General features: G+C 70.7%; 18 protein-coding genes. 7 read left to right on the top strand and 11 right to left on the bottom strand.

All coding sequences use genetic code 11. From position 1 onward, the window contains the following. Positions 1 to 66 precede the first annotated feature (66 nt). Positions 67 to 1,833, top strand: a complete 1,767-nt coding sequence (locus ACZ61E_RS28205) for an LCP family protein (protein ID WP_469702792.1) — start codon at positions 67 to 69, stop codon at positions 1,831 to 1,833. A 95-nt stretch (positions 1,834 to 1,928) separates the two neighbouring features. On the opposite strand, the gene ACZ61E_RS28210 is transcribed toward ACZ61E_RS28205, so the two are convergent. Then, a complete protein-coding gene (locus ACZ61E_RS28210) occupies positions 1,929 to 2,960 on the bottom strand; it encodes a glycosyltransferase family 2 protein (protein ID WP_469702793.1) in 1,032 nt (343 codons plus the stop codon). A gap of 195 nt (positions 2,961 to 3,155) precedes the next feature. On the opposite strand from ACZ61E_RS28210, the gene ACZ61E_RS28215 reads away from it, so the two are divergent. Further along, on the top strand, positions 3,156 to 4,685 hold the full coding sequence (locus tag ACZ61E_RS28215) for an LCP family protein (RefSeq protein WP_469702794.1): 1,530 nt from the start codon (positions 3,156 to 3,158) through the stop codon (positions 4,683 to 4,685). Positions 4,686 to 4,718: 33 nt separating this feature from the next. Here ACZ61E_RS28215 and ACZ61E_RS28220 read toward each other — a convergent pair whose 3' ends face one another. After that, complete coding sequence (locus tag ACZ61E_RS28220; RefSeq protein ID WP_469702795.1) at positions 4,719 to 5,267, bottom strand: acyl-CoA thioesterase; 549 nt, start codon at positions 5,265 to 5,267, stop codon at positions 4,719 to 4,721. A 119-nt stretch (positions 5,268 to 5,386) separates the two neighbouring features. Between ACZ61E_RS28220 and ACZ61E_RS28225 the strand changes: the two genes are divergently transcribed. After that, on the top strand, positions 5,387 to 6,667 hold the full coding sequence (locus tag ACZ61E_RS28225; protein ID WP_469702797.1) for an LCP family protein: 1,281 nt from the start codon (positions 5,387 to 5,389) through the stop codon (positions 6,665 to 6,667). 142 nt (positions 6,668 to 6,809) lie between these two features. On the opposite strand, the gene ACZ61E_RS28230 is transcribed toward ACZ61E_RS28225, so the two are convergent. Further along, the gene (locus ACZ61E_RS28230; RefSeq protein WP_469702798.1) at positions 6,810 to 7,982 is read right to left on the bottom strand and encodes an acyl-CoA dehydrogenase family protein; all 1,173 of its coding nucleotides are present in this window, start codon (positions 7,980 to 7,982) and stop codon (positions 6,810 to 6,812) included. A gap of 228 nt (positions 7,983 to 8,210) precedes the next feature. Here ACZ61E_RS28230 and ACZ61E_RS28235 point away from each other — a divergent pair, with 228 nt between their 5' ends. Continuing rightward, complete coding sequence (locus ACZ61E_RS28235; RefSeq protein ID WP_469702799.1) at positions 8,211 to 9,557, top strand: UDP-glucose dehydrogenase family protein; 1,347 nt, start codon at positions 8,211 to 8,213, stop codon at positions 9,555 to 9,557. A 78-nt stretch (positions 9,558 to 9,635) separates the two neighbouring features. Here ACZ61E_RS28235 and ACZ61E_RS28240 read toward each other — a convergent pair whose 3' ends face one another. From ACZ61E_RS28240 to ACZ61E_RS28255, 4 genes are all read right to left on the bottom strand, one after another. Then, complete coding sequence (locus ACZ61E_RS28240) at positions 9,636 to 10,778, bottom strand: dipeptidase (protein WP_469702800.1); 1,143 nt, start codon at positions 10,776 to 10,778, stop codon at positions 9,636 to 9,638. A 218-nt stretch (positions 10,779 to 10,996) separates the two neighbouring features. Beyond that, positions 10,997 to 12,190, bottom strand: coding sequence for a dipeptidase (locus ACZ61E_RS28245; protein ID WP_469702802.1), 1,194 nt, complete (start codon positions 12,188 to 12,190; stop codon positions 10,997 to 10,999). Between the two features lie 8 nt (positions 12,191 to 12,198). Continuing rightward, positions 12,199 to 12,723 (bottom strand): 5-(carboxyamino)imidazole ribonucleotide mutase, encoded by a 525-nt coding sequence (gene purE, locus ACZ61E_RS28250; protein WP_469702803.1) that lies wholly within the window; start codon positions 12,721 to 12,723, stop codon positions 12,199 to 12,201. Then, positions 12,720 to 13,859, bottom strand: coding sequence for a 5-(carboxyamino)imidazole ribonucleotide synthase (locus ACZ61E_RS28255; protein ID WP_469702805.1), 1,140 nt, complete (start codon positions 13,857 to 13,859; stop codon positions 12,720 to 12,722). Before ACZ61E_RS28255 ends, purE begins: the two co-directional genes overlap by 4 nt. A 262-nt stretch (positions 13,860 to 14,121) precedes the next feature. On the opposite strand from ACZ61E_RS28255, the gene ACZ61E_RS28260 reads away from it, so the two are divergent. After that, complete coding sequence (locus tag ACZ61E_RS28260; RefSeq protein ID WP_469702806.1) at positions 14,122 to 14,631, top strand: GtrA family protein; 510 nt, start codon at positions 14,122 to 14,124, stop codon at positions 14,629 to 14,631. On the opposite strand, the gene ACZ61E_RS28265 is transcribed toward ACZ61E_RS28260, so the two are convergent. Beyond that, positions 14,624 to 15,889 (bottom strand): ATP-binding protein, encoded by a 1,266-nt coding sequence (locus ACZ61E_RS28265; protein ID WP_469702807.1) that lies wholly within the window; start codon positions 15,887 to 15,889, stop codon positions 14,624 to 14,626. The two genes, ACZ61E_RS28260 and ACZ61E_RS28265, sit on opposite strands and share 8 nt — an antisense overlap. A gap of 82 nt (positions 15,890 to 15,971) precedes the next feature. Further along, a complete protein-coding gene (locus tag ACZ61E_RS28270) occupies positions 15,972 to 16,649 on the bottom strand; it encodes a response regulator transcription factor (protein ID WP_469702809.1) in 678 nt (225 codons plus the stop codon). Positions 16,650 to 16,929: 280 nt separating this feature from the next. On the opposite strand from ACZ61E_RS28270, the gene ACZ61E_RS28275 reads away from it, so the two are divergent. Next, on the top strand, positions 16,930 to 18,483 hold the full coding sequence (locus ACZ61E_RS28275) for a peptide MFS transporter (RefSeq protein ID WP_469702810.1): 1,554 nt from the start codon (positions 16,930 to 16,932) through the stop codon (positions 18,481 to 18,483). A 125-nt stretch (positions 18,484 to 18,608) separates the two neighbouring features. On the opposite strand, the gene ACZ61E_RS28280 is transcribed toward ACZ61E_RS28275, so the two are convergent. Further along, positions 18,609 to 19,097, bottom strand: coding sequence for an ATP-binding protein (locus ACZ61E_RS28280; protein ID WP_469702812.1), 489 nt, complete (start codon positions 19,095 to 19,097; stop codon positions 18,609 to 18,611). Positions 19,098 to 19,308: 211 nt separating this feature from the next. Then, complete coding sequence (locus ACZ61E_RS28285; RefSeq protein ID WP_469702814.1) at positions 19,309 to 19,677, bottom strand: STAS domain-containing protein; 369 nt, start codon at positions 19,675 to 19,677, stop codon at positions 19,309 to 19,311. Positions 19,678 to 20,045: 368 nt separating this feature from the next. Between ACZ61E_RS28285 and ACZ61E_RS28290 the strand changes: the two genes are divergently transcribed. Then, positions 20,046 to 20,951, top strand: coding sequence for an RNA polymerase sigma factor SigF (locus ACZ61E_RS28290; protein WP_469702815.1), 906 nt, complete (start codon positions 20,046 to 20,048; stop codon positions 20,949 to 20,951). Positions 20,952 to 21,076 lie beyond the last annotated feature (125 nt).

Genomic DNA, 21,076 nt, shown 5'->3' on the forward strand with positions numbered 1-21,076 from the left:
GGCCCCGGTACGCCCGGATCGCCTGCTCGCGCTGAGCGCTTGAGCGACAGGGGCAGGGGGCACGGGGTGGAAGAGAGCTCGCGCGGACAGGGGACACGGCAACGTGTCGCGCACGCCGGTGAGTTGGGCTGGGACGACAGTCTGTACGAGGACGGTGCGGGCAAGCCGGCGGGCGGGCCCGGTGCCACGTCGGGCGCGGGCGGTTCGAACGGCGGCACGGGGTCGGGCGACGGCTCCGGCTCCGGCTCCGGCTCCGGCGACGCTGCCGCCGGCAGCGGTGAGGGCTCGGGCAGCGCCCGCGGAAGCGGCCCCCGCCGCGACGGCGCGCGCCCGCGCGACCGGCGCGGCAGACGCCGAATACTGCGCTGGGTGTCCTCAGCCGTCGCCCTGCTGATACTCGGCACGGCCGGCGCCGGATACCTCTACTACCGCCATCTCGACGGCAAGCTCAAGAAGGAAGACCTGACGCTCGGCGACAAGCCGATGGCCGACCACAAGGTCAACTCCGCGGGGCAGACCCCGCTCAACATCCTGCTCATCGGCTCCGACGCGCGCGACTCCAAGGCGAACCAGAAACTCGGCGGCGCCAAGGAGACCTTCGGCGGCCCGCCCCTGGCCGACGTGCAGATGCTGCTCCATGTGTCGGCCGACCGCAGCAACATGTCGGTGGTCAGCATGCCCCGCGACACCATGCTGAAGATGCCCAAGTGCACCGACCCGGACACCGGCAAGGTCTACCCGGCCAGCACGGGCAACGTACAGACCAACGAGAGCCTGGGACGCGGAGGTCCGGGCTGCACGGTGGCCACCTGGTACGAGCTGACCGGCATCACCATCGACCACTTCATGATGATCGACTTCGCCGGTGTGGTGTCGATGGCGGACGCCATAGGCGGCGTACCGGTCTGCGTCCAGGAGAACGTCCACTCGCGCAACGCCGAGGGCAAGGGCTCGGGACTGAAGCTGGAGAAGGGCGAGAACGTCGTCCAGGGCGAGCAGGCACTCCAGTGGCTGCGTACGCGCTACGGCTTCGAGGACGGCAGCGACCTGGCCCGCACCCACGCCCAGCACATGTACATGAACTCGATGGTCCGGGAGCTGCGCAAGGGCGCCAAGCTGACCGACCCCGGAAAGCTGATGAGCCTCGCCGAGGCGGCCACCGAGGCGCTGACCGTCGACAAGGGCCTGGGCGGCGTGACGAAGCTCTACGACCTGGCGGAAGAACTCAAGCAGGTGCCCACGAACCGCATCACGATGGCGACGATGCCGAACGTGTACGGCGAGGGGACCGAGTCCGGGCGGGTGTTCCCGAAGCCGGGCGACGCCGAGCAGCTGTTCGACATGGTCCGTGACGACGTGCCGCTGGACGGCAAGGCGTCCAAGCGCAAGCCCCCGGCCGAGTCCAAGGACCCGGCGGCGCCCCCGGCCGAGACCGGCGTACTGGTACGCAACGGCACCGGCAGCGACACCCGGGCACCGACGCCGCAGCGGGCCTCGGCGGTCGCGGGGCTGCTCAGCGCGGAGGGTTACACGAAGGCCGTGGCGGACGTGACGCCCGACGCGACCGCCCGTACCGAAGTCCTCTTCCCCAGCGCGGACTTGGAGGGCGACGCCCAGGCGGTCGCCAGGTCCCTCGGCATCCCGGTGAGTGCGGCGAAGAAGTCGTCGGACGTGTCGGGTGTGACGCTGATCGTGGGCGCCGACTGGCGTACGGGTGACACGTACCCGAAGTCGGCGGCGAAGGACGAGACCAAGACGCCGGACACGGCACGCGCGCTCAACGGCGCCGACGACACCGAGTGCATGGAGATCCAGCCCGGCTTCACCTTCTAGGGCGGGCCCGGAGAGTCCCGCCTGGCCCGCGGACGGCAGGGAAGGAGCCCCGGGGCGATGCGCCCCGGGGCTCCCGTCGTGTCCGTCCGCCCTGCTCAGACGGTCTGCTGGACCGCCGGGCGGCGGCTCGCCATGACCTTCTTGGCGAGCGAGCGCGGGCTGGTCAGGAAGCCCACCCCCCACGACATGTGCATGGTGGCGAGCGCGAGCGGGATCTGGAGCCGCGCCTTGAGGGGCAGGCCCCGGCCCGCCGGAACGGAGCCCGCGACGATCGCGGCGAGATAGCCGCCGGGGACGACGAGCGCCCAGGGGGTGAAGGCCAGGCCGACGACGACGCCCAGGACGTTGGCGCAGACGGCGACCGGCGGCGCGAGGTAGCGCAGATTGATCGAGCCCGAGTGGAAGCGGGCGACGACATGGCGCCAACGGCCGTAGTTCCGGTACTGCTTGGCGAGTTCCCGGACGGACGGCCGCGGCCGGTACTGGACGCGCAGCTCCGGCGAGAACCAGATCAGGCCGCCGGCCTCGCGGATCCGGAAGTTCAGCTCCCAGTCCTGGGCCCGGATGAACTCCTCGTTGTAGCCGCCCTGTTGTTCCAGCGCGGCCCGCCGGAAGACCCCCAGGTAGACGGTCTCGGCGGGGCCCGCCGAGCCGCCGGTGTGGAAGGCCGCGTTGCCGACGCCGATCCTGGAGGTCATCGCGGCGGCGACGGCGTGCTCCCAGTCGTTCTCGCCCTCGGCGTTCATGATGCCGCCGACGTTCTGCGCGCCCGTCTCCTCCAGGAGCCGTACGGCGGTGGAGATGTAGTTCGGCGAGAGCATGCCGTGGCCGTCGACGCGCACGACGACGGGGTGCTTGGACGCCTTGATGGCCGCGTTGAGCGCCGCCGGCGTGCGGCCGGTCGGGTTGGGCACGGTCTGTACGCGGGCACGGTCACTGTCCGCCGTCTCGCGCACGAGCTCGGCGGCGATCTCGTCGGTGCGGTCCGTGGACGGACCGAGCGCGATGACCACTTCCATCTCGCCGTCGTACTCCTGCTCCAGGATGTGCTGGACGGAGTTCCTCAGATGCCGTTCCTCGTTGAGCACCGGCATGATCACGGAGACGGCGGGGAGCTGGGCAGGCATGTGGTCCTTCGGGCGTCAGGGAGAGGGGTTGACCGCACGCCACGTTACCGCGAATGGGGGACTGCGGCGCGCGTCGGGCGGGCTCAGCGCAAGGCTGCTGATCGTATGGGCCTACGTTGCGTTCCCCTGCCCCCCGTCGTCCGTCGCCCGTCACCCAGTAGTCAGCCGTCCCCGTCGCCCGCGGAGGTGTCCCCCGTGCCCACACCACCCCGCTCCCCCCGGCCCCGGCCCGCCGGTCTGCCGCGACCGCGGCAGACCGGCGTACGGAGCGCGCGGAACGTACGGAACGGCGGGAAGGCGCGCGGTGGACGCCGCGGAGGGCCCCGCTGGGGGATGCGGGCGGCGACCACCCTCTCGGTGCTCGTCCTGGGCGCGGGCGGCATCGGCCACGCGCTGGTGACCAGCCTCGACACGGGGATCGACCGGGTCGACCCGTTCAAGGACATGAAGAACCGCCCGGACGCGGGGCACGGCATGAACATCCTCCTGGTGGGCACCGACGGCCGCGACAAGATCACCGAGGAGGAACGGCGGAAGTACCGGCTCGGCGGCGCCCCGTGCCGCTGCACCGACACGATCATGCTCGTGCACATCTCGGAGGACCGGGAGCGGGCGAGCGTCGTGAGCCTGCCGCGCGACAGTTACGCGGAGCTGCCGTCGCACACCGACGCGACCACCGGCGACAAGCACGGACCGCACCCGGTGAAGCTCAACGCGGCGTACTCGGAGGGCGGTCCGCATCTGACGGTCCGGACCGTCGAGAGCATGACGGGCGTCAAGATCGACCACTATCTGGAGATCGACTTCACCAGCTTCATGAAGACGGTCGACGCGCTCGGCGGGGTGGAGGTCTGCACCGCCAAGCCGCTGAAGGACTCGCACACCGGCCTCGATCTGAAGGCCGGGACGCACGAGCTGGACGGCGGTCAGGCGCTCCAGTACGTACGGTCCCGCTATCTCGACGGCTCCTCCGACCTCGGCAGGATGCAGCGCCAGCAGCGTTTCATGGCGGCGCTGGTCAAGCAGGCCACCAGCAGCGGTGTGCTGCTGAACCCGGTGAAGCTGCGCGGTGTGACCTCGGCCATGCTCGAATCGGTCCGCGCGGACAAGGGCTTCGGCACGGCGGAGATGCTCACGCTCGGCAAGGCGATGCGCGACTTCACCCCGGCGTCGTCGGAGTTCACGTCGGTACCGGTCGTGACCGGGGGCTTCCCGGTCAAGGGCATCGGATCGACGCTGAAGTGGGACCCGGCGAAGTCCAAGAAGCTCTTCCGGGCGCTGCGCGAGGACAAGCCGCTCACACCGCCGTCCCCCGGAGGGCCGGGCGGGCCGCAGGGGCCGAAGCAGCCGCCGGCCTCGATGGTCGAGGTGTCACCGGAGCAGATCAGGGTGCAGGTCTACAACGCGACGCGGCAGGATGGTCTGGGCCAGCGGGTCGATGGCGCCCTGCGCGGGACCGGCTTCGACACGACGCGGGCCCCGCTGAACCACACGGGCCCCGAGGCGGAGCGTACGCAGGTGCTGTTCGACCCGCGCTGGGACCGCTCGGCGAAGTCCCTGGCGGCGGCCCTGCCGGGCTGCGAGCTGCGGCCGGTGGCCCGGCAGGGCGCGACGCTGAAGGTGATGGCGGGCAAGGACTACGAGGCGGTGCGGCCGGTACGCGCGGAGGACGCGCACCAGGGTGAGTTCGGGGCGGTGACCGGCGACCAGGTGGTGTGCCCGTGACCCGGCGGGGCGGTCGCCGGGCGGGGGCGCCGGTCAGTCGTCGATGCCCTCCGCCGCGCGCTTCTCGCGCAGTTCCTTGATGGCCCGGCGCCGGGCGAGCCGGTGCGTGCGCCGGATCTGCGCCTCCTGGTAGCGCCGCTTGTCGCGCTCCGTCTCCGGGACCACCTGCGGTACGGGGCGGGGCCTGCCGTCCGCGTCGACGGCGGCGAAGACGAGATAGGCGCTGCCGACCTGCTGGGCGGGGGTCGACTCGTTCCAGCGCTCGGCGAGTACCCGCACGCCGACCTCCATGGACGACCGGCCCGTCCAGTTGACCTGGGCCTTCACATGGACCAGGTCACCGACCCGTACCGGCTCCAGGAAGACCATCTCGTCCATGGACGCGGTGACCGCCGGTCCTCCCGAGTGCCGGCCCGCGACCGCCCCCGCCGCGTCGTCGACGAGCTTCATGATCACGCCGCCGTGCACCGTGCCGAGGAGGTTGGTGTCGCTCCCGGTCATGATGTGGCTGAGCGTGGTGCGGGACGCCGAGGTGGGCTTACCCGGAATATCTGTCTCGGGGCGGACGGCCTGGTCTGTCATGCCCTCCACCCTATGCGGGGGTCCGTCACCGCCCGCATTGCATCAGCTTGGCAACAGGCAGGCTGTGATTTTCCTCCACCCCTGTTTGCGCGACACCTCCGAGCCGCACACTGGTCGGCATGAACGATTGGCCTGACGGATGGAACGGCGACCGCGCTGACCGTGGCGGCGAGCGTTACGGACGCGGCAGCACGGGCGCGCAGCCCGAGGGAGCGCGCGCCATGCCGCACGTGCAGCGGCGCTCCGTCCCCCAGCAGTCGTCGCAGGGCCACGACGGCGGTTACGACCCGCCGCCGTACAACAGTGACTACAACACCGGACAGGTCTACGGCTCCCCGGCCGGACGGGGGCAGGGCGGACCGCCGCGAGTGCCCCCGCAGGGCTCATACGACAACGGCGGGGGCCATCCCCCGGCCCACGCACCGGACTGGCGGCGCCGTATCAAGATCACCGCGATTTCCCTCGTCGTCATACTCCTGACGGTCTCCATAGGCACGTACTTCTGGGCCGACTCCAAGCTCAAGCGGGAGGTCGACCTCTCGAAGGTGATCGAGCGGCCGGAGTCGGGGGACGGCACGAACTATCTGATCGTGGGTTCCGACAGCCGTGAGGGCATGTCCGACGAGGAGAAGAAGAACCTCCACACGGGCAGCGCCGAGGGCAAGCGCACGGACTCCATGATGATCCTGCACGACGGCTCGAACGGCCCGACGCTGATCTCGCTGCCGCGTGACTCGAACGTGGTGATCCCGTCGTTCCGCGGCTCGGAGTCCGGGAAGATGTTCCCGAACCAGGGCCGGGAGACCAAGCTCAACGCCGCGTACGCGGAGGACGGGCCCGAACTGCTCGTCCGCACGGTCGAGTTCAACACCGGTCTGCGCATCGACCACTACGTCGAGATCGGCTTCGCGGGCTTCGCCAACATCGTGGACGCGATCGGTGGTGTGGAGCTGGACATCCCGAAGGCGTTCAAGGACAAGAAGTCGGGCGCCGACTTCCAGAAGGGCAAGCAGACGCTGGACGGCGAGCAGTCCCTGGCGTTCGTCCGCACCCGGTACGCGTTCGCGGGCAGTGACCTGGACCGTACGAAGAACCAGCAGAAGTTCCTGGCGGCCCTGGCCTCGCAGGCGGCCACGCCGGGCACGATCCTCAACCCGTTCAAGCTCTACCCGACGCTGGGCGCCGGCCTGGACACCCTGATCGTCGACAAGGACATGTCCCTCTGGTCGCTGAGCCAGATGTTCTTCGCGATGAAGGGCGTCACGGGCGGCGACGGCACGTCGATGAACATCCCGATCTCGGGCAGCAAGGGCGGGAACCTGGTCTGGGACAAGGCGAAGGTCAAGCAGCTCGTGGACCAGCTGAACAACGACGAGAAGGTCACGGTCTCCTCGGACTGAACCGGCGGGCGGCCGGATCACACGGGAGAGGGAAGCAGGGGGCGCCGATGGCGCCCCCTGCTTCTTCACAAGCACCCCGGCCCCCGTGGGGGGCGGGCCGGGGTGGTTCCGGTCGGGCCGGCCGGGCCGGTCCGATTCCGCCTTACGGCAGGTTGCGTGCCATCACGATGCGCTGGACCTGGTTCGTGCCCTCGTAGATCTGGGTGATCTTGGCATCGCGCATCATCCGCTCCACCGGGTAGTCGCGCGTGTAGCCGTAGCCGCCGAGGAGCTGGACCGCGTCCGTCGTGATCTCCATCGCGACGTCGGAGGCGAAGCACTTGGCCGCGGCGCCGAAGAAGGTCAGCTGTTCCTTGTCGCCGCCGTCGGAGAAGCGCTGCGAGCGGGCCGCCGCGGAGTAGGTGAGCTGACGGGCCGCCTCCAGCTTCATCGCCATGTCGGCGAGCATGAACTGGACGCCCTGGAAGTCGCCGACCGGCTTGCCGAACTGCTTGCGTTCCCGGACGTAGCCCTTCGCGTAGTCGAGCGCCCCCTGGGCGATACCGAGCGCCTGGGCCGCGATCGTGATGCGGGTGTGGTCCAGGGTCTGCATGGCCGTCGCGAAACCGGTGCCCTCGGCGCCGATGAGGCGGTCGGCGGGGATGCGGACGTTGTCGAGGTAGACCTCGCGGGTCGGGGAGCCCTTGATGCCGAGCTTCTTCTCCGGGGCGCCGAAGGAGACGCCCTCGTCGCCCTTCTCGACGACGAACGCCGAGATGCCCTTCGTACGGAGGTCGGGGTCGGTGACGGCCATCACCGTGTAGTAGTCGGAGACACCGGCGTTGGTGATCCAGCGCTTCACGCCGTTGAGCACGTAGCCGTCGCCGTCCCGTACGGCCCTGGTCTTCATGCCGCCGGCGTCCGAGCCCGCGTCCGGCTCGGAGAGGCAGTAGGAGAACATCCCGTCGCCCTTGGCCAGCGGACCGAGGTACTTCTTCTTCAGGTCCTCGCCGCCGGAGAGTACGACGGGGAGGGAGCCGAGCTTGTTCACGGCCGGGATCAGCGAGGACGACGCGCAGACGCGGGCGACCTCCTCGATGACGATCACGGTGGCCAGGGCGTCGGCGCCCGCGCCGCCGTACTCCTCGGGGACGTGGACGGCGTGCAGATCGGCGGCGACCAGCGCGTCGAGCGCCTCCTGCGGGAAGCGGGCCTCCTCGTCCACGGCGGCGGCGAACGGCGCGATCTTCGCCTCGGAGAGCGCGCGCACGGCGTCACGGAGCATGTCGTGCTCCTCGGACGGGCGGTACAGGTCGAAATCAGCCGATCCGGCCACGGTCTTCCACTCCCCTGAATGCTAACTACCGTTAAGTAACCCCAATTTTAGAGGTCCGGGGCGCGGTGGCGTACGTGAGTTTCCCGACAGCTCCCGCACCTTGCCCCGAGGCGCCCGAGAAGGGGTCCGGACGGCGCGGCTATGCTCGGGCACCGCACTCGCGGTGCGATCGCAGCCGCGATCGCACCGCGAGTGCGAGGCATCCCGACCGCACTCCCTGGAGCACCCATGGCCCTCAAGATCACTGTGATCGGTACCGGCTACCTCGGCGCCACCCACGCCGCGGCCATGGCGGAGCTGGGCTTCGACGTGCTCGGGCTCGACGTCGTCCCCGAGAAGATCGAGATGCTGACGGCGGCCAGGGCCCCGATGTACGAACCCGGCCTCGAAGAGCTGCTGCGCAAGCACGTCGCCGGCTTCGAGGGGTCGACCGGCCGGCTGCGCTTCACCTCCTCCTGGGAGGAGGTCGGCGCCTTCGGCGACATCCACTTCGTCTGCGTGAACACCCCGCAGAAGCACGGCGAGTACGCGTGCGACATGAGCTATGTGGAGAGCGCCTTCGACTCCCTCGCCCCCCGGCTGGGCCGCTCGGCGCTGGTGGTCGGCAAGTCGACCGTGCCGGTCGGCAGCGCGGAGCGCCTCGCGCGGCGGCTCACCGAGCTGGCGCCCGCGGGCGTCGATGTCGAGCTGGCCTGGAACCCGGAGTTCCTGCGGGAGGGCTTCGCCGTACAGGACACGCTCCACCCGGACCGGATCGTGGTCGGCACGGCGTCCGCGCGCGCGGAGAAGCTGCTGCGCGAGGTGTACGCGACACCGATCGGCGAGGGGTCGCCGTTCGTCGTGACGGACTTCCCGACCTCCGAGCTGGTGAAGACCGCGGCCAACTCCTTCCTCGCCACCAAGATCTCCTTCATCAACGCGATGGCCGAGGTCTGCGAGGCGGCCGGCGGCGACGTCGTGAAGCTCGCGGAGGCCATCGGCTACGACGAGCGCATCGGGAAGAAGTTCCTGCGGGCGGGGATCGGCTTCGGCGGCGGCTGTCTGCCGAAGGACATCCGGGCGTTCATGGCGCGGGCGGGCGAGCTGGGCGCTGACCAGGCGCTGACCTTCCTGCGCGAGGTCGACTCGATCAACATGCGGCGCCGCGGCCACATGGTGGAGCTGGCGCGCGAGGCGGTCGGGGGCGACTCGTCGTTCCTCGGCAAGCGGGTCGCGGTCCTGGGCGCGACGTTCAAGCCGGACTCGGACGACGTACGGGACTCCCCCGCGCTGAACGTCGCGGGCCAGATCCACCTCCAGGGCGGTCAGGTGACCGTGTACGACCCCAAGGGCATGGAGAACGCGCGGGGTATCTTCCCGACGCTCGGGTACGCCGACTCCGCGCTGGAGGCCGTGCGGGGCGCCGATGTCGTGCTGCACCTGACCGAGTGGCGCGAGTTCCGCGAGCTGGACCCGGCTGAGCTGGGCGAGGCCGTGACACGGCGGCTGATCCTCGACGGGCGCAACGCGCTGGACCCGGCGGTGTGGCGCGGGGCGGGCTGGACGTACCGGGCGATGGGGCGGCCGAGGGCCTGACCGGGGCGGTGGGGCCGGGGGCCCGGCCCGACGCGAGGGGCCCGGCTACCGGCGAGGCGCCCGGCTACCGGCTACCGGCTACCGGCGGGAGTCGTCCAGTTCCTCGATCGTCGCCGTCGAGGGTGAGCGGCGGCCCTGGGCGGCGCGGGCCAGGAACTCGGTGTCGCGGAGCACGCGTGCGGCGTTGCCCCAGGTGAGATCGGTGATCGCGGTGTCGTCCCAGCCTCGGTCGAGCAGCTCGGTGATCAGGCGCGGGTAGCACGAGGTGTCCTCCAGGCCGGCGGTGCGGGGCGTGTCAGCCTCACGGCCGTACGTCCCCGAGAGACCCACGCACTCCGGGCCGGCCACGTCCCGTACCCGCTCGACATGGTCGGCGACGGCGGACACGGCCGAGGCCCTCCCGTCGGGCGAGGTGAGGGCGGGCGCGAAACTCACCATGCAGACACCGCTGTTGGCGCCGAGCAGCGCCAGGACCTCGTCGGGGACATTGCCCGGGGCCGGGGTGAGGTCACCGGCCGCGGAGTGGGAGAACATCACGGGGGCCTTGGTGACGGCGAGGGTGGCGCGCGCCGTCTCGTCGGACGCGCCGGACAGGTCGACGAGCACACCGAGGCGGTTCATCTCGCGGACGGCCTCCTGGCCGAAGCGGGTGAGCCCCTTGTCGGCCCAGCGCGCGCCCGCGAGAGCGAGGGCCCGCACACCGAGGAAGTGGAACGCGCGGAGCGTGGCCAGCGAGTCGCCGATGGCCCGGCCGGAGACGGGGCCGAGGAGCGAGGCGACGCGTCCGCAGTTGCGGGCGTCGGCCAGCTCGCCGGCGCCGAGCGCGAGACGCAGGCTCTCCGGGCACGAGGCGATCAAGTCCCGCACGAGGTCGATCAGTTCGAGCGTGGCGCTGACGGCCCGGCCCTCGTCCTCCGCGTCGCCGGTCACCTGGAGGGACCAGAACTGCGCGCCGAGCCCGCCCGCCCGGATCCGCGGCATGTCGGTGTCCAGGAAGTTCTCGCCCTCGTCGAGGTCGTGGCTGTGCCCGGCGGCGCGGCGGCGCAGCAGGGTGGGGGCGAGGCTGTTGTGGCCGTCGAAGACGGGGTACGACGCCAGCAGCGCGTGGGCCCGCTCGGCGGACGACGCGGGGGTGGTGGCGGACGGCTGCGCCGGCGCGTCGAGGTCGCCGGCGGCGCTCGCCGAGTCCGTGTCGTGAGGGTCGTCCCGTAGATCCGCCATGACGAGGCTCCGTGGGGTGCGAAGGCAGTACGGCCACCGTGGCACGGAGCGCGGGAGAGGTCGCGGCGGGCGGGGCGTTCGGAGTACGCCGCACCCGCCGCGCCTGCCCACGACCACCGGGTCGGGGTGCCTCTCCGGCGGGCCCGTCCCGAGGAACGCCCGCCTCCGCGAGGGCGGTGCGAGGGCACGCGAGCCCGGCAAGATCCAAACGACAGGCCCTAGCCGTCCAGGTCCTCGATCGTCGCCGTCGACGGGCCCCGTTCCGATTGCAGGCCCCGGGCCACGTCCTCCGCCGCGCGCAGCACCCGGACCGCGTTGTGCCAGGTCAGTTTGGAGAGGTCCTCGGGGGACCAGCGGCGTGCGAAGAGTTCCGCGATCAGGTTGGGGTAGCCCGCCACGTCGTCGAGGCCCTCCGGCGTGAACGCCGTGCCGTCGAAGTCGCCGCCGATGCCGATGTGGTCGATGCCCGCGACCTCGCGCATGTGGTCGAGGTGGTCGGCGACGGTCGCCGCCGTGGCCGTCGGGCGCGGGTGCGCCTCCTCGTAGGCCCGGTGGATCCTCATCCCGGCCTCGGTGGTGTCCAGCGGGTGCGCGCCGTGCGCGCGCATGTTGTCGTCGGCGGCCTTCGTCCAGGCGATCGCCTCGGGAAGGATGAACTTCGGTACGAAGGTGGCCATCGCCACACCGCCGTTGGCCGCCAGCGCCGCCAGCACGTCGTCGGGGACGTTGCGCGGGTGGTCGCAGACCGCCCGCGCGGAGGAGTGCGAGAAGAGGACCGGCGCGGTGCTCGTGGCGAGCGCGTCGCGCATCGTCGTGGCGGCCACGTGCGAGAGGTCGACCAGCACGCCGGTGCGGTTCATCTCCCGTACGACCTCGTGGCCGAAGGGCGACAGACCGCCCACGCCCGGCTCGTCGGTGGCCGAGTCCGCCCACGCGAGGTTGTCGTTGTGCGTGAGCGTCATGTAGCGCACCCCGAGGGTGTGCAGGGCGCGCAGCGTGGCCAGGGAGTTGTTGATGGAGTGGCCGCCCTCGGCGCCCATCAGGGAGGCGATCCGGCCGGTGCGGCGGGCGTTCTCCATGTCGTCGGCGGTGCGTGCGGCGACGAGGTCTCCGGGGTAGCGGGCGATCATGCGCCCCACGACGTCGATCTGCTCCAGGGTCGCGCTGACCGCCGAGTCGCCGGCCAGGTCGGAGCGTACGTACACCGACCAGAACTGTGCCCCGACCCCGCCCGCCCGCAGCCGGGGGATGTCGGTGTGCAGGTGCGCCGACTGGTCGTCGGCGATGTCCCGGCGGTCGAGGTCGTAGCGGACCTGCTCGCGCAGCGCCCACGGCAGGTCGTTGTGCCCGTCGACCACGGGGAAGTCCTCGAGCAGTTCGCGTGCCTGCTCCAGATAGTCGTCGGCGCCCATGGCGGCCCTCACTTCCCGAAGCCGAAGGCGTCCTGACCGGCGACCTTCGCCCGCAGGCGTTTGCCCTTGTCCGTGGCCTGCTCGCCGAGCCGCCGCTGGAAGTCCTCCATACGGGCCAGCAGCTCCGGGTCGTGCGCGGCGAGGATCCGCGCCGCCAGCAGACCGGCGTTGCGCGCTCCTCCCACGGAGACGGTGGCCACCGGCACCCCCGCCGGCATCTGGACGATCGACAGCAGCGAGTCCATGCCGTCCAGGTACTTCAGCGGTACGGGGACCCCGATGACCGGCAGCGCCGTGACCGAGGCGAGCATGCCCGGCAGATGGGCCGCGCCGCCGGCGCCGGCGATGATCGCCCTGAGCCCCCGTCCGGCGGCCTCCTCGCCGTAGGTGATCATCTCGCGCGGCATCCGGTGCGCGGAGACGACGTCCACCTCGTAGGGGATCTCGAACTCGTCGAGCGCCTGGGCTGCGGCCTCCATGACGGGCCAGTCGGAGTCCGAACCCATGACGACGCCGATGAGGGGAGAGCTCATGTGGTGATCGTTCCTCGGAGGTATCCGGCGGCGTGGCGGGCGCGCTCCAGCACGTCGTCCAGGTCGTCACCGTAGGTGTTGACGTGGCCCACCTTGCGGCCGGGCTTCACGTCCTTGCCGTACATGTGGATCTTGAGCTGCGGGTCGTGGGCCATGCAGTGCAGATACGCCGCGTACATGTCGGGGTAGTCGCCGCCGAGCACGTTGCACATGACCGTCCACGGGGCGCGCGGGCGCGGGTCGCCCAGCGGCAGGTCGAGCACGGCCCGTACGTGGTTGGCGAACTGCGAGGTGATCGCGCCGTCCTGGGTCCAGTGGCCGGAGTTGTGCGGGCGCATGGCCAGCTCGTTGACGAGGATCCGGCCGTCCGCCGTCTCGAACAGCTCGACGGCGAGATGGCCGACGACGCCCAGCTCGTCGGCGATCCGCAGCGCGAGCTGCTGCGCCTGACCGGAGAGTTCCTCGGAGAGTCCGGGCGCGGGCGCGATGACGGTGTCGCAGACGCCGTCGACCTGGCGGGACTCCACGACGGGGTAGGCGACGGCCTGGCCGTGCGGCGAGCGCACGATGTTGGCGGCCAGCTCCCGGACGAAGTCGACCTTCTCCTCGGCCAGCACCGGGACTCCGGCAAGGAAGGGCTGCCGGGCGTCGTCCTCCGACCGGGTGAACCACACGCCCTTGCCGTCGTAGCCGCCGCGCACCGTCTTCAGGATCACGGGGAAGCCGCCCACCTCGGCGGCGAAGGCCGCCACGTCGGCGGCGTCGGTGACGATGCGGTGGCGCGGGGCCGGCACACCGAGTGCCGTGAGGCGCGCCCGCATCACGCCCTTGTCCTGCGCGTGGACGAGGGCGTCGGGGCCGGGGCGTACGGGGATGCCGTCCGCCTCCAGGGCGCGCAGATGCTCGATCGGGACGTGCTCGTGATCGAAGGTGATCACGTCGCAGCCGCGCGCGAAGGCGCGCAGCGTCTCCAGATCGCGGTGGTCACCGACGACCACGTCGCCCACCACCTGCGCGGCGGAGTCCTGGGAGGTCTCGCTGAGGAGCTTGAATCTGAGGCCGAGGGGGATGCCCGCCTCGTGGGTCATACGGGCGAGCTGACCGCCGCCGACCATGCCGACTACCGGGAACGTCACACCCCCAGGGTATCCGGCGCCCGGCCCGGGTCTCCCGTCCGGACCCGGCCGGGTTCGGTCCGGTGCGGTCGGGAGACCCGGGTGCCCCCGCGGGACGCGGAACGGACAAGATCCGCAGGAGGCTCGCCGACCCCGGTCCGGTGGTTAGAGTGGGTCGGTCGGTGGGCGTCGCGGCGTCGGGGGGAACGGACCGACGAGACCGTGTCGCCGGCGTCTTGGACGTCTTCGACGGAACACCGACCGGACGGGGTTGAGCGGCCACATGGCTCCTGCGCCTTCGCAGCGACAGAACCTGCGGCAGCGGCTGTCCCTGCTCGCCCGTGAGATCGCCAAGTTCGGTGCGGTCGGCGGGGTGGGCCTGCTGGTCAATCTGGCGGTCTTCAACCTCGTACGGCACACGACCGACCTCCAGGTGGTGCGGGCCAGCATCCTGGCGACCGTCGTCGCGATCGCCTGCAACTACGTGGGCTTCCGCCACTTCGCCTACCGGGACCGCGACAAGAGCCGCCGTACGAAGGAGCTGACGCTCTTCCTGCTGTTCAGCGCGGTCGGGCTGGTCATCGAGAACGGTGTGCTCTACACGGCGACGTACGGGTTCGGCTGGGACGGGCCGCTCCAGAGCAACGTGTTCAAGTTCCTCGGTATCGGCGTGGCGACGCTGTTCCGCTTCTGGTCGTACCGCACCTGGGTGTTCCGCAGGCTCCAGCCGGAGCCCGGGCCGGGGTCCGTGGCGGACGGGCGGCGCGAGCCGGAGCCCGGCCGGGTCATCTGACGGTCTTCCCGGGCTCCTCGCGCACCCGTACCTCACGGCTCAGGAACAGCGCGAAGACGGGCGGCTGCTGCTGGAGCAGTTCGAGCCGCCCGCCGTCCGCCTCGGCCAGATCGCGGGCGACCGCGAGCCCGATGCCCGTGGAGTTGTGCCCGCTGATCGCGCGCTCGAAGATCCGCGACCCGAGGTCCGCCGGTACGCCGGGCCCCTCGTCCGTCACCTCGATCACCGCCTGGTTGCCGGTGATCCGGCTGCGCAGGGCGACGGTGCCGCCGCCGTGCATGAGGGAGTTCTCGATCAGCGCGGCGAGGACCTGGGCGACGGCGCCGGGGGTGCCGACGGCCCGCATGTGCTGGGTGCCGGAGCAGACGATCGCGCGGCCGGCGCTGCGGTAGGCCGGGCGCCACTCCTCGATCTGCTGCTGCACGACGTCGTCGAGGTCGAAGACGATCGCCGAACCGGTCCGGACGTCGCGCGAGTTGGTGAGCAGCCGCTCCACCACGTCGGTCAGCCGCTCGACCTGGGTGAGCGCGATCGTCGCCTCCTCCTTGACGATGTCCGGGTCGTCGGTGGCGGAGATCTCCTCCAGGCGCATGGAGAGCGCGGTGAGCGGTGTACGGAGCTGGTGGGAGGCGTCGGCGGCGAGCCGGCGCTCGGCGGTGAGCATCCTCGCGATCCGTTCCGCGCTGGCGTCGAGCACGTCGGCGACCCGGTCGAGTTCCGGCACGGCGTACCGCTTGTGACGGGGGCGCGGGTCCCCGGAGCCGAGACGTTCGGCGGTCTCGGCGAGGTCGGTGAGCGGTGACGCGAGCTTGTTGGCCTGGCGTACGGCGAGCAGGACGGCGGCGACGACGGCGAGCAGGGCGACCGCGCCGATGATCAGCAGGGTGCGGCCGAGTTCACGGGTGACGGACGCGCGGGACTCCTCGACCGTGACGGTCTCGCCCTGCTCGCCCTCCGCGCTGCCCCGGATGACGCCGCCCTCGGGGCGGGCGCCGATCTCGACGGCCGGACGGCCCGGGATCTCGACCTTGGCGTAGCGCTCGCCGTCGATCTGCTCGCGCAGGATCGCCTCGGTGACGCGCTCGCCGCCGAGCAGCCGGCTGTCGACGATGCTGACCAGCCGGACCGCCTCCAGGTCGACTCTCTCCTGGGCGCTGCTGGTGATGGTGCGGGTCTCGACGATGACGAGCGAGACGCCGAAGACGGCGATGACGACGAGCACCACGGCGAGCGTGGAGTTGATCAGACGACGGCGCACTGTGCCCTACCCTGCTCGGCTGGCCTGCCCGGCGGTCCGTCCCGCCGGATCACCGGGCCGGACCGGACCGCCCGGCCAGGGCTCAGCTCTTCTCGAAGCGGAATCCGACGCCCCGGACCGTCGCGATGTACCGGGGGTTCGCCGCGTCGTCGCCCAGCTTCTTGCGGAGCCACGAGATGTGCATGTCCAGGGTCTTCGTGGACGACCACCACGTGGTGTCCCAGACCTCGCGCATCAGCTGGTCGCGGGTGACGACCCGGCCCGCGTCCCTGACCAGGACCCGCAGCAGGTCGAACTCCTTCGCGGTGAGCTGGAGCTCCTCCTCGCCCATCCAGGCCCGGTGCGACTCGACGTCGATGCGGACGCCGTGCGTGGCGGGCGAGGCGGCCGGTTCGCTTGCGCCGCGCCGGAGCAGGGCCCGTACCCGGGCGAGCAGTTCGGCCAGCCGGAACGGCTTGGTGACGTAGTCGTCGGCGCCGGCGTCGAGGCCGACGACGGTGTCCACCTCGTCGGCGCGGGCGGTCAGCACCAGCAGGGGTACGGAGTGGCCCTCCGACCGCAGTCTGCGGGCCACTTCGAGGCCGTCCATGCCGGGCAGCCCGAGGTCGAGGACGACCAGGTCCACGCCGCCCTGGAGGCCGGTTTCGAGCGCGGTGGGACCGTCTTCGCGTACCTCCACCTCGTAGCCCTCCCTGCGCAGGGCGCGGGCCAGCGGCTCAGAGATGGACGCGTCGTCCTCGGCGAGCAGTACACGGGTCATGAGGTGATGGTAGTCCGCGCTGCGGAGCGGCCGGGCGGTGATCGCCGATGCCTGTGGCTCCGGTAGGCGATCGGGCCGCCTGCCTTCGAAAGTGGCCACTGGTCCGGGAGAGACCTGTGATCCATCCCTCAAGTCACTCCATATACCTCTCTGTCGTACCGAATACCGCACTGTCATGCCGTAGGGTGGCCTGGCTCTTCGTACGACCGGTTGGGGACCTTTGGCGGCTTGAGAGCCGAAGGTCCCCTTTTCATGAACCCGAGCAGGCAAGGATCCCCCCATGGCGTCCAGCAGCCTTACCAAGGACTCCCCCGAACCACCCGGCGGTCCCCACGGCCCCGGCCTCCGCACCGGCCCCGAGAAGACGTTCTTCGGCCACCCGCGCGGTCTGGCCACGCTCTTCATGACGGAGATGTGGGAACGCTTCAGCTTCTACGGCATGAGGGCTCTGCTCACGATCTATCTGCTCTCCGGCGGCCCCGACGCCTCGAACGGGCTCCAAGGGGGCGGTCTGGGTCTGACCCTGGCCACCACGACCGCGATCTACTCGATCTATCTGTCGATGGTCTATCTGCTGGCCATGCCCGGCGGCTGGCTCGGCGACCGGGTCTGGGGCCCGCGCAAGACGGTGACGATCGCGGCCTGCACCATCATGGTGGGCCATCTGACGCTCGCGCTGCCGGGCGCGGGCACCTTCTTCGCCGGTCTGGCGCTGGTGGCTCTCGGCTCGGGACTGCTGAAGTCCAACATCTCCACGATGGTCGGCCATCTCTACGACGGGCCGAACGACCCGCGCCGCGACGGCGGGTTCACCATCTTCTACATGGGCATCAACATCGGTGCCTTCTTCGCGCCGCTGATCATCGGCACAGTCGGCGAGAAGTACAGCTGGCACCTCGGCTTCGCGCTCGCGGCCCTCGGTATGGGGATCGGTCTGATCCAGTTCCTGGCCGGTACGAAGCACCTGGCGCCGCGCAGCGGTGTCGTCCCGATGCCGCTGTCGCGCGAGGAGCGCGCGAGCTGGCTGACCAAGGGGCTGACATGGCTGCTCGTCGGATCCGTCTTCTACGGAGGCGTCGTCTTCACCGGCAACTTCACCCTGAACTGGGCGATGGTGCCGTTGACGCTCGCGGGCATCGTGATCCCGGCCGGGGTGCTGATCCGGATAAAGCGCGACAAGGATCTGACGCCGGTCGAGCAGACCAGGATGTCCGGGTACATCTGGTTCTTCGTCGCGGCCGCCGTCTTCTGGATGATCTACGACCAGGGCGGGTCGACGGTCCAGGCGTTCGGTACGACGAAGGCGGCCGACCAGGTCTTCGGCATCGGCTTCCCGACGTCCTGGTACCAGTCGCTGAACCCCGTGTTCATCATGGCGCTGGCCCCGGTGGCCGCCTGGTTCTGGCTCTGGCTGAACCGGCGGGGCAGGGAGCCGGGCACGGTCGTGAAGTTCGCCGCGGGACTGCTCTTCATCGGCGTCTCGTTCTTCTTCTTCCTGATCCCGCTCGTCCTGGCGGCCGACGGCACCCTGGTCAGCCCGGTGTGGCTGGTGGGCATCTATCTCATCCAGACCGTCGGGGAGCTGTGCGTCTCGCCGGTGGGACTGTCGGTGACGACGAAAATGGCTCCGGCCAAGTACGCCAGTCAGATGATGGGCGTCTGGTTCCTCGCCGTGACGGCGGGCGACTCGGTGACCGGGATGCTCTCGATCGCCGGTGTCGACCTGAGCCGTACGGGGGTGGTCGCCCTGGAGGCGCTGCTCGCCACGCTGGCGGGCTTCGCGATCTTCATGTACCGCAGGAAGGTGCGGGCGCTGATGGGCGACGTGCGGTGACACACGGCTGAGCCGGGCGGGCCGGTCGGGGGCGGGCGGGCCCGGAAGGGGCCCGCCCGGCGGCCGGTGGAGGAACATCGGCGGCCGGTGGCGCGGGCGCCGGCGCCCGGCGGAGGGGTCGTGCGTTACGCCGGGGCCGCCAGGACCGCCCACACCGTCTTGCCGGGGGCTCCCGGCGTACGGGACACGCCCCAGTCCAGGCAGAGCCGCTGCACGATGAACATCCCGTGCCCGCCCGGCCGCCCGGCGCGGTGCGGTGTGCGGGGCGCGGGCTGGCCCGTGCCCCGGTCGGTGACTTCGAGGCGCAGGACCTTGGTGTCGGAGGAGACCCGCAGCTCCTCGGGGCCGTCGGCGTGCAGACAGGCGTTGGTGACCAGTTCGGAGACGACGAGCAGCACGTCCTCCGCGGCGGCGCGGCGGTCGGCGGTCGCCGCCGGCAGCCAGCCCCAGTCGTAGAGCGCCTGACGGGTGAAGTCACGGGCCATCGGGACGATACCGCTGGCGCTGCCCAACGCCAGGGTGCGTACCCGGCTTTCGGACCCGGCGGAGGTGGTACCCGCGCCGTCCGGCTCGGAGCCGAAATCGCCCGGCGGAGACTGCCGGGTGGTGCTCATCAGCGGTTCACCTCACCGATTCACCGGTTCGCCAATTGGTCGTTACATCATTACGTCGCCAGGCCGTGACAGAGAGTGCTTCGCCTGTCGCGGTCCGGCCGCCCGGGACTCTTCTGCCCGGCGTAATCGTGACAACACCCACAAGACCTACGCGGGTGACGTGACACTTGCAACATCTGGTTCGCGCGGGGCCTCAGCACCGGCTCTGGGATCAGTCGGCAAGAGCCGCTTCGAGCGACTCGTGCACGGTGAAGACCGCGTCGGCGCCCGTGATTTCGAAGACCCTGGCGACCACCGGCAGCATCGCGGCCAGATGGACGGCGCCGCCGGCCGCCTCGGCCTTGAGGCGGGCCCCGAGCAGCACGTTCAGGCCGGTGGAGTCGCAGAACTCGAGCTGCGAGCAGTCGATCACCAGGCGTGTCCGCCCCTGGTCGATCGCTTCTTCCAGGGGTGCGCGCAACAGTTCGGCGGTGTGGTGGTCCAACTCACCCGCCGCTGTCACGACCTCGCTTCGGCCCTCGGTCCGAACTTCGACCCGAAGCCGGCCCCGGTTCGTGCTGCCGACCGTCTGCCGGTCCATGCCCGTCCGTCCCTCTTCCGCAGTGTCGTGCGCCGTCGTCAGATTTCTCGGAGTCAGATGTCTCGATGGTGTGCCTGAAAGATGTGAGCGGGGGCGCCGTGATCGCACTCCCGTCCATGCCCGGCGTTTTACCGCGCGCCATGGGCGTTCGGCGAAACATTACGCCTTTCACGCGTTCCGCGGTAGCCAATCTCCCACGCAATGCGGACATTTGTGCGAAATGACACTTGCACGTGTCCACACGGAACCGATAGGGCTAGTAAGGACACAACCCACCTGACCGACGCGACGGCTATGGAGGCGCCGCAAACCGCAGCAGCGCGTATTGGCATCGGCAGCCATATGCCGAGAACGTATGGAGGAGACCCATGTCACCCCGGCTCGACGAATCGCGTACCCACGACGCGACGTCGACAACCCCGTCCGACCCTGACGAGACCGGCGCCACTTCCGCGTCCGGCTTCCAGGGCCTCGATGACATGCCAGAGATCCCACCCTTCGACGAGGTGGGCGCGCTGGACGCCCGGTCTCTGTCGAAGACCCTCTTCGGCCGCCTCGAAGGTCTGGAAGAGGGCACCCATGAGCATGCTTATGTACGGAACACCCTGGTCGAGCTGAATCTCGCCCTGGTCAAGTTCGCCGCCTCCCGGTTCCGCTCCCGCAGCGAGCCCATGGAGGACATCATCCAGGTCGGCACGATCGGTCTGATCAAGGCGATCGACCGCTTCGAGCTGAGCCGGGGCGTCGAGTTCCCCACCTTCGCGATGCCGACGATCGTCGGTGAGATCAAGCGCTTCTTCCGCGACACGTCCTGGTCGGTGCGGGTGCCGCGCAGGCTCCAGGAACTCCGCCTGGAACTGGCCAAGGCGGGCGACGAGTTGTCCCAGCTGCTGGACCGCGCGCCGACGGTCCCCGAACTCGCCGAGCGGCTCGGCCTCACCAACGACGAGGTCGTCGAGGGCATGGCGGCGAGCAACGCGTACACGGCGAGCTCGCTGGACGCCCAGCCGGAGGAGGACGACACCGAGGGCGCGCTGTCCGACCGCATCGGCTACGAGGACCACGGTCTCGAAGGCATCGAGTACGTCGAGTCGCTGAAGCCCATGATCGCGGAGCTGCCGGCGCGCGACCGGATGATCCTTTCCCTGCGCTTCGTCGCCAACATGACCCAGTCGGAGATCGGCGAGGAGCTCGGCATCTCACAGATGCATGTGTCGCGGCTGCTGTCGCGCACGCTCGTCAGGCTGCGGAAGGGCCTGACGATCGAGGAGTGACGGGCACGCCTTCGGCGGGAAGTCCTCCCTGTGGGGGGGGGGGGGGGGGGGGGGGGGGGGGGGGGGGGGGGGGGGGGGGGGGGGGGGGGGGGGGGGGGGGGGGGGGGGGGGGGGGGGGGGGGGGG

The sequence above is a fragment of the Streptomyces sp. NPDC104581 genome, from assembly GCF_055583685.1.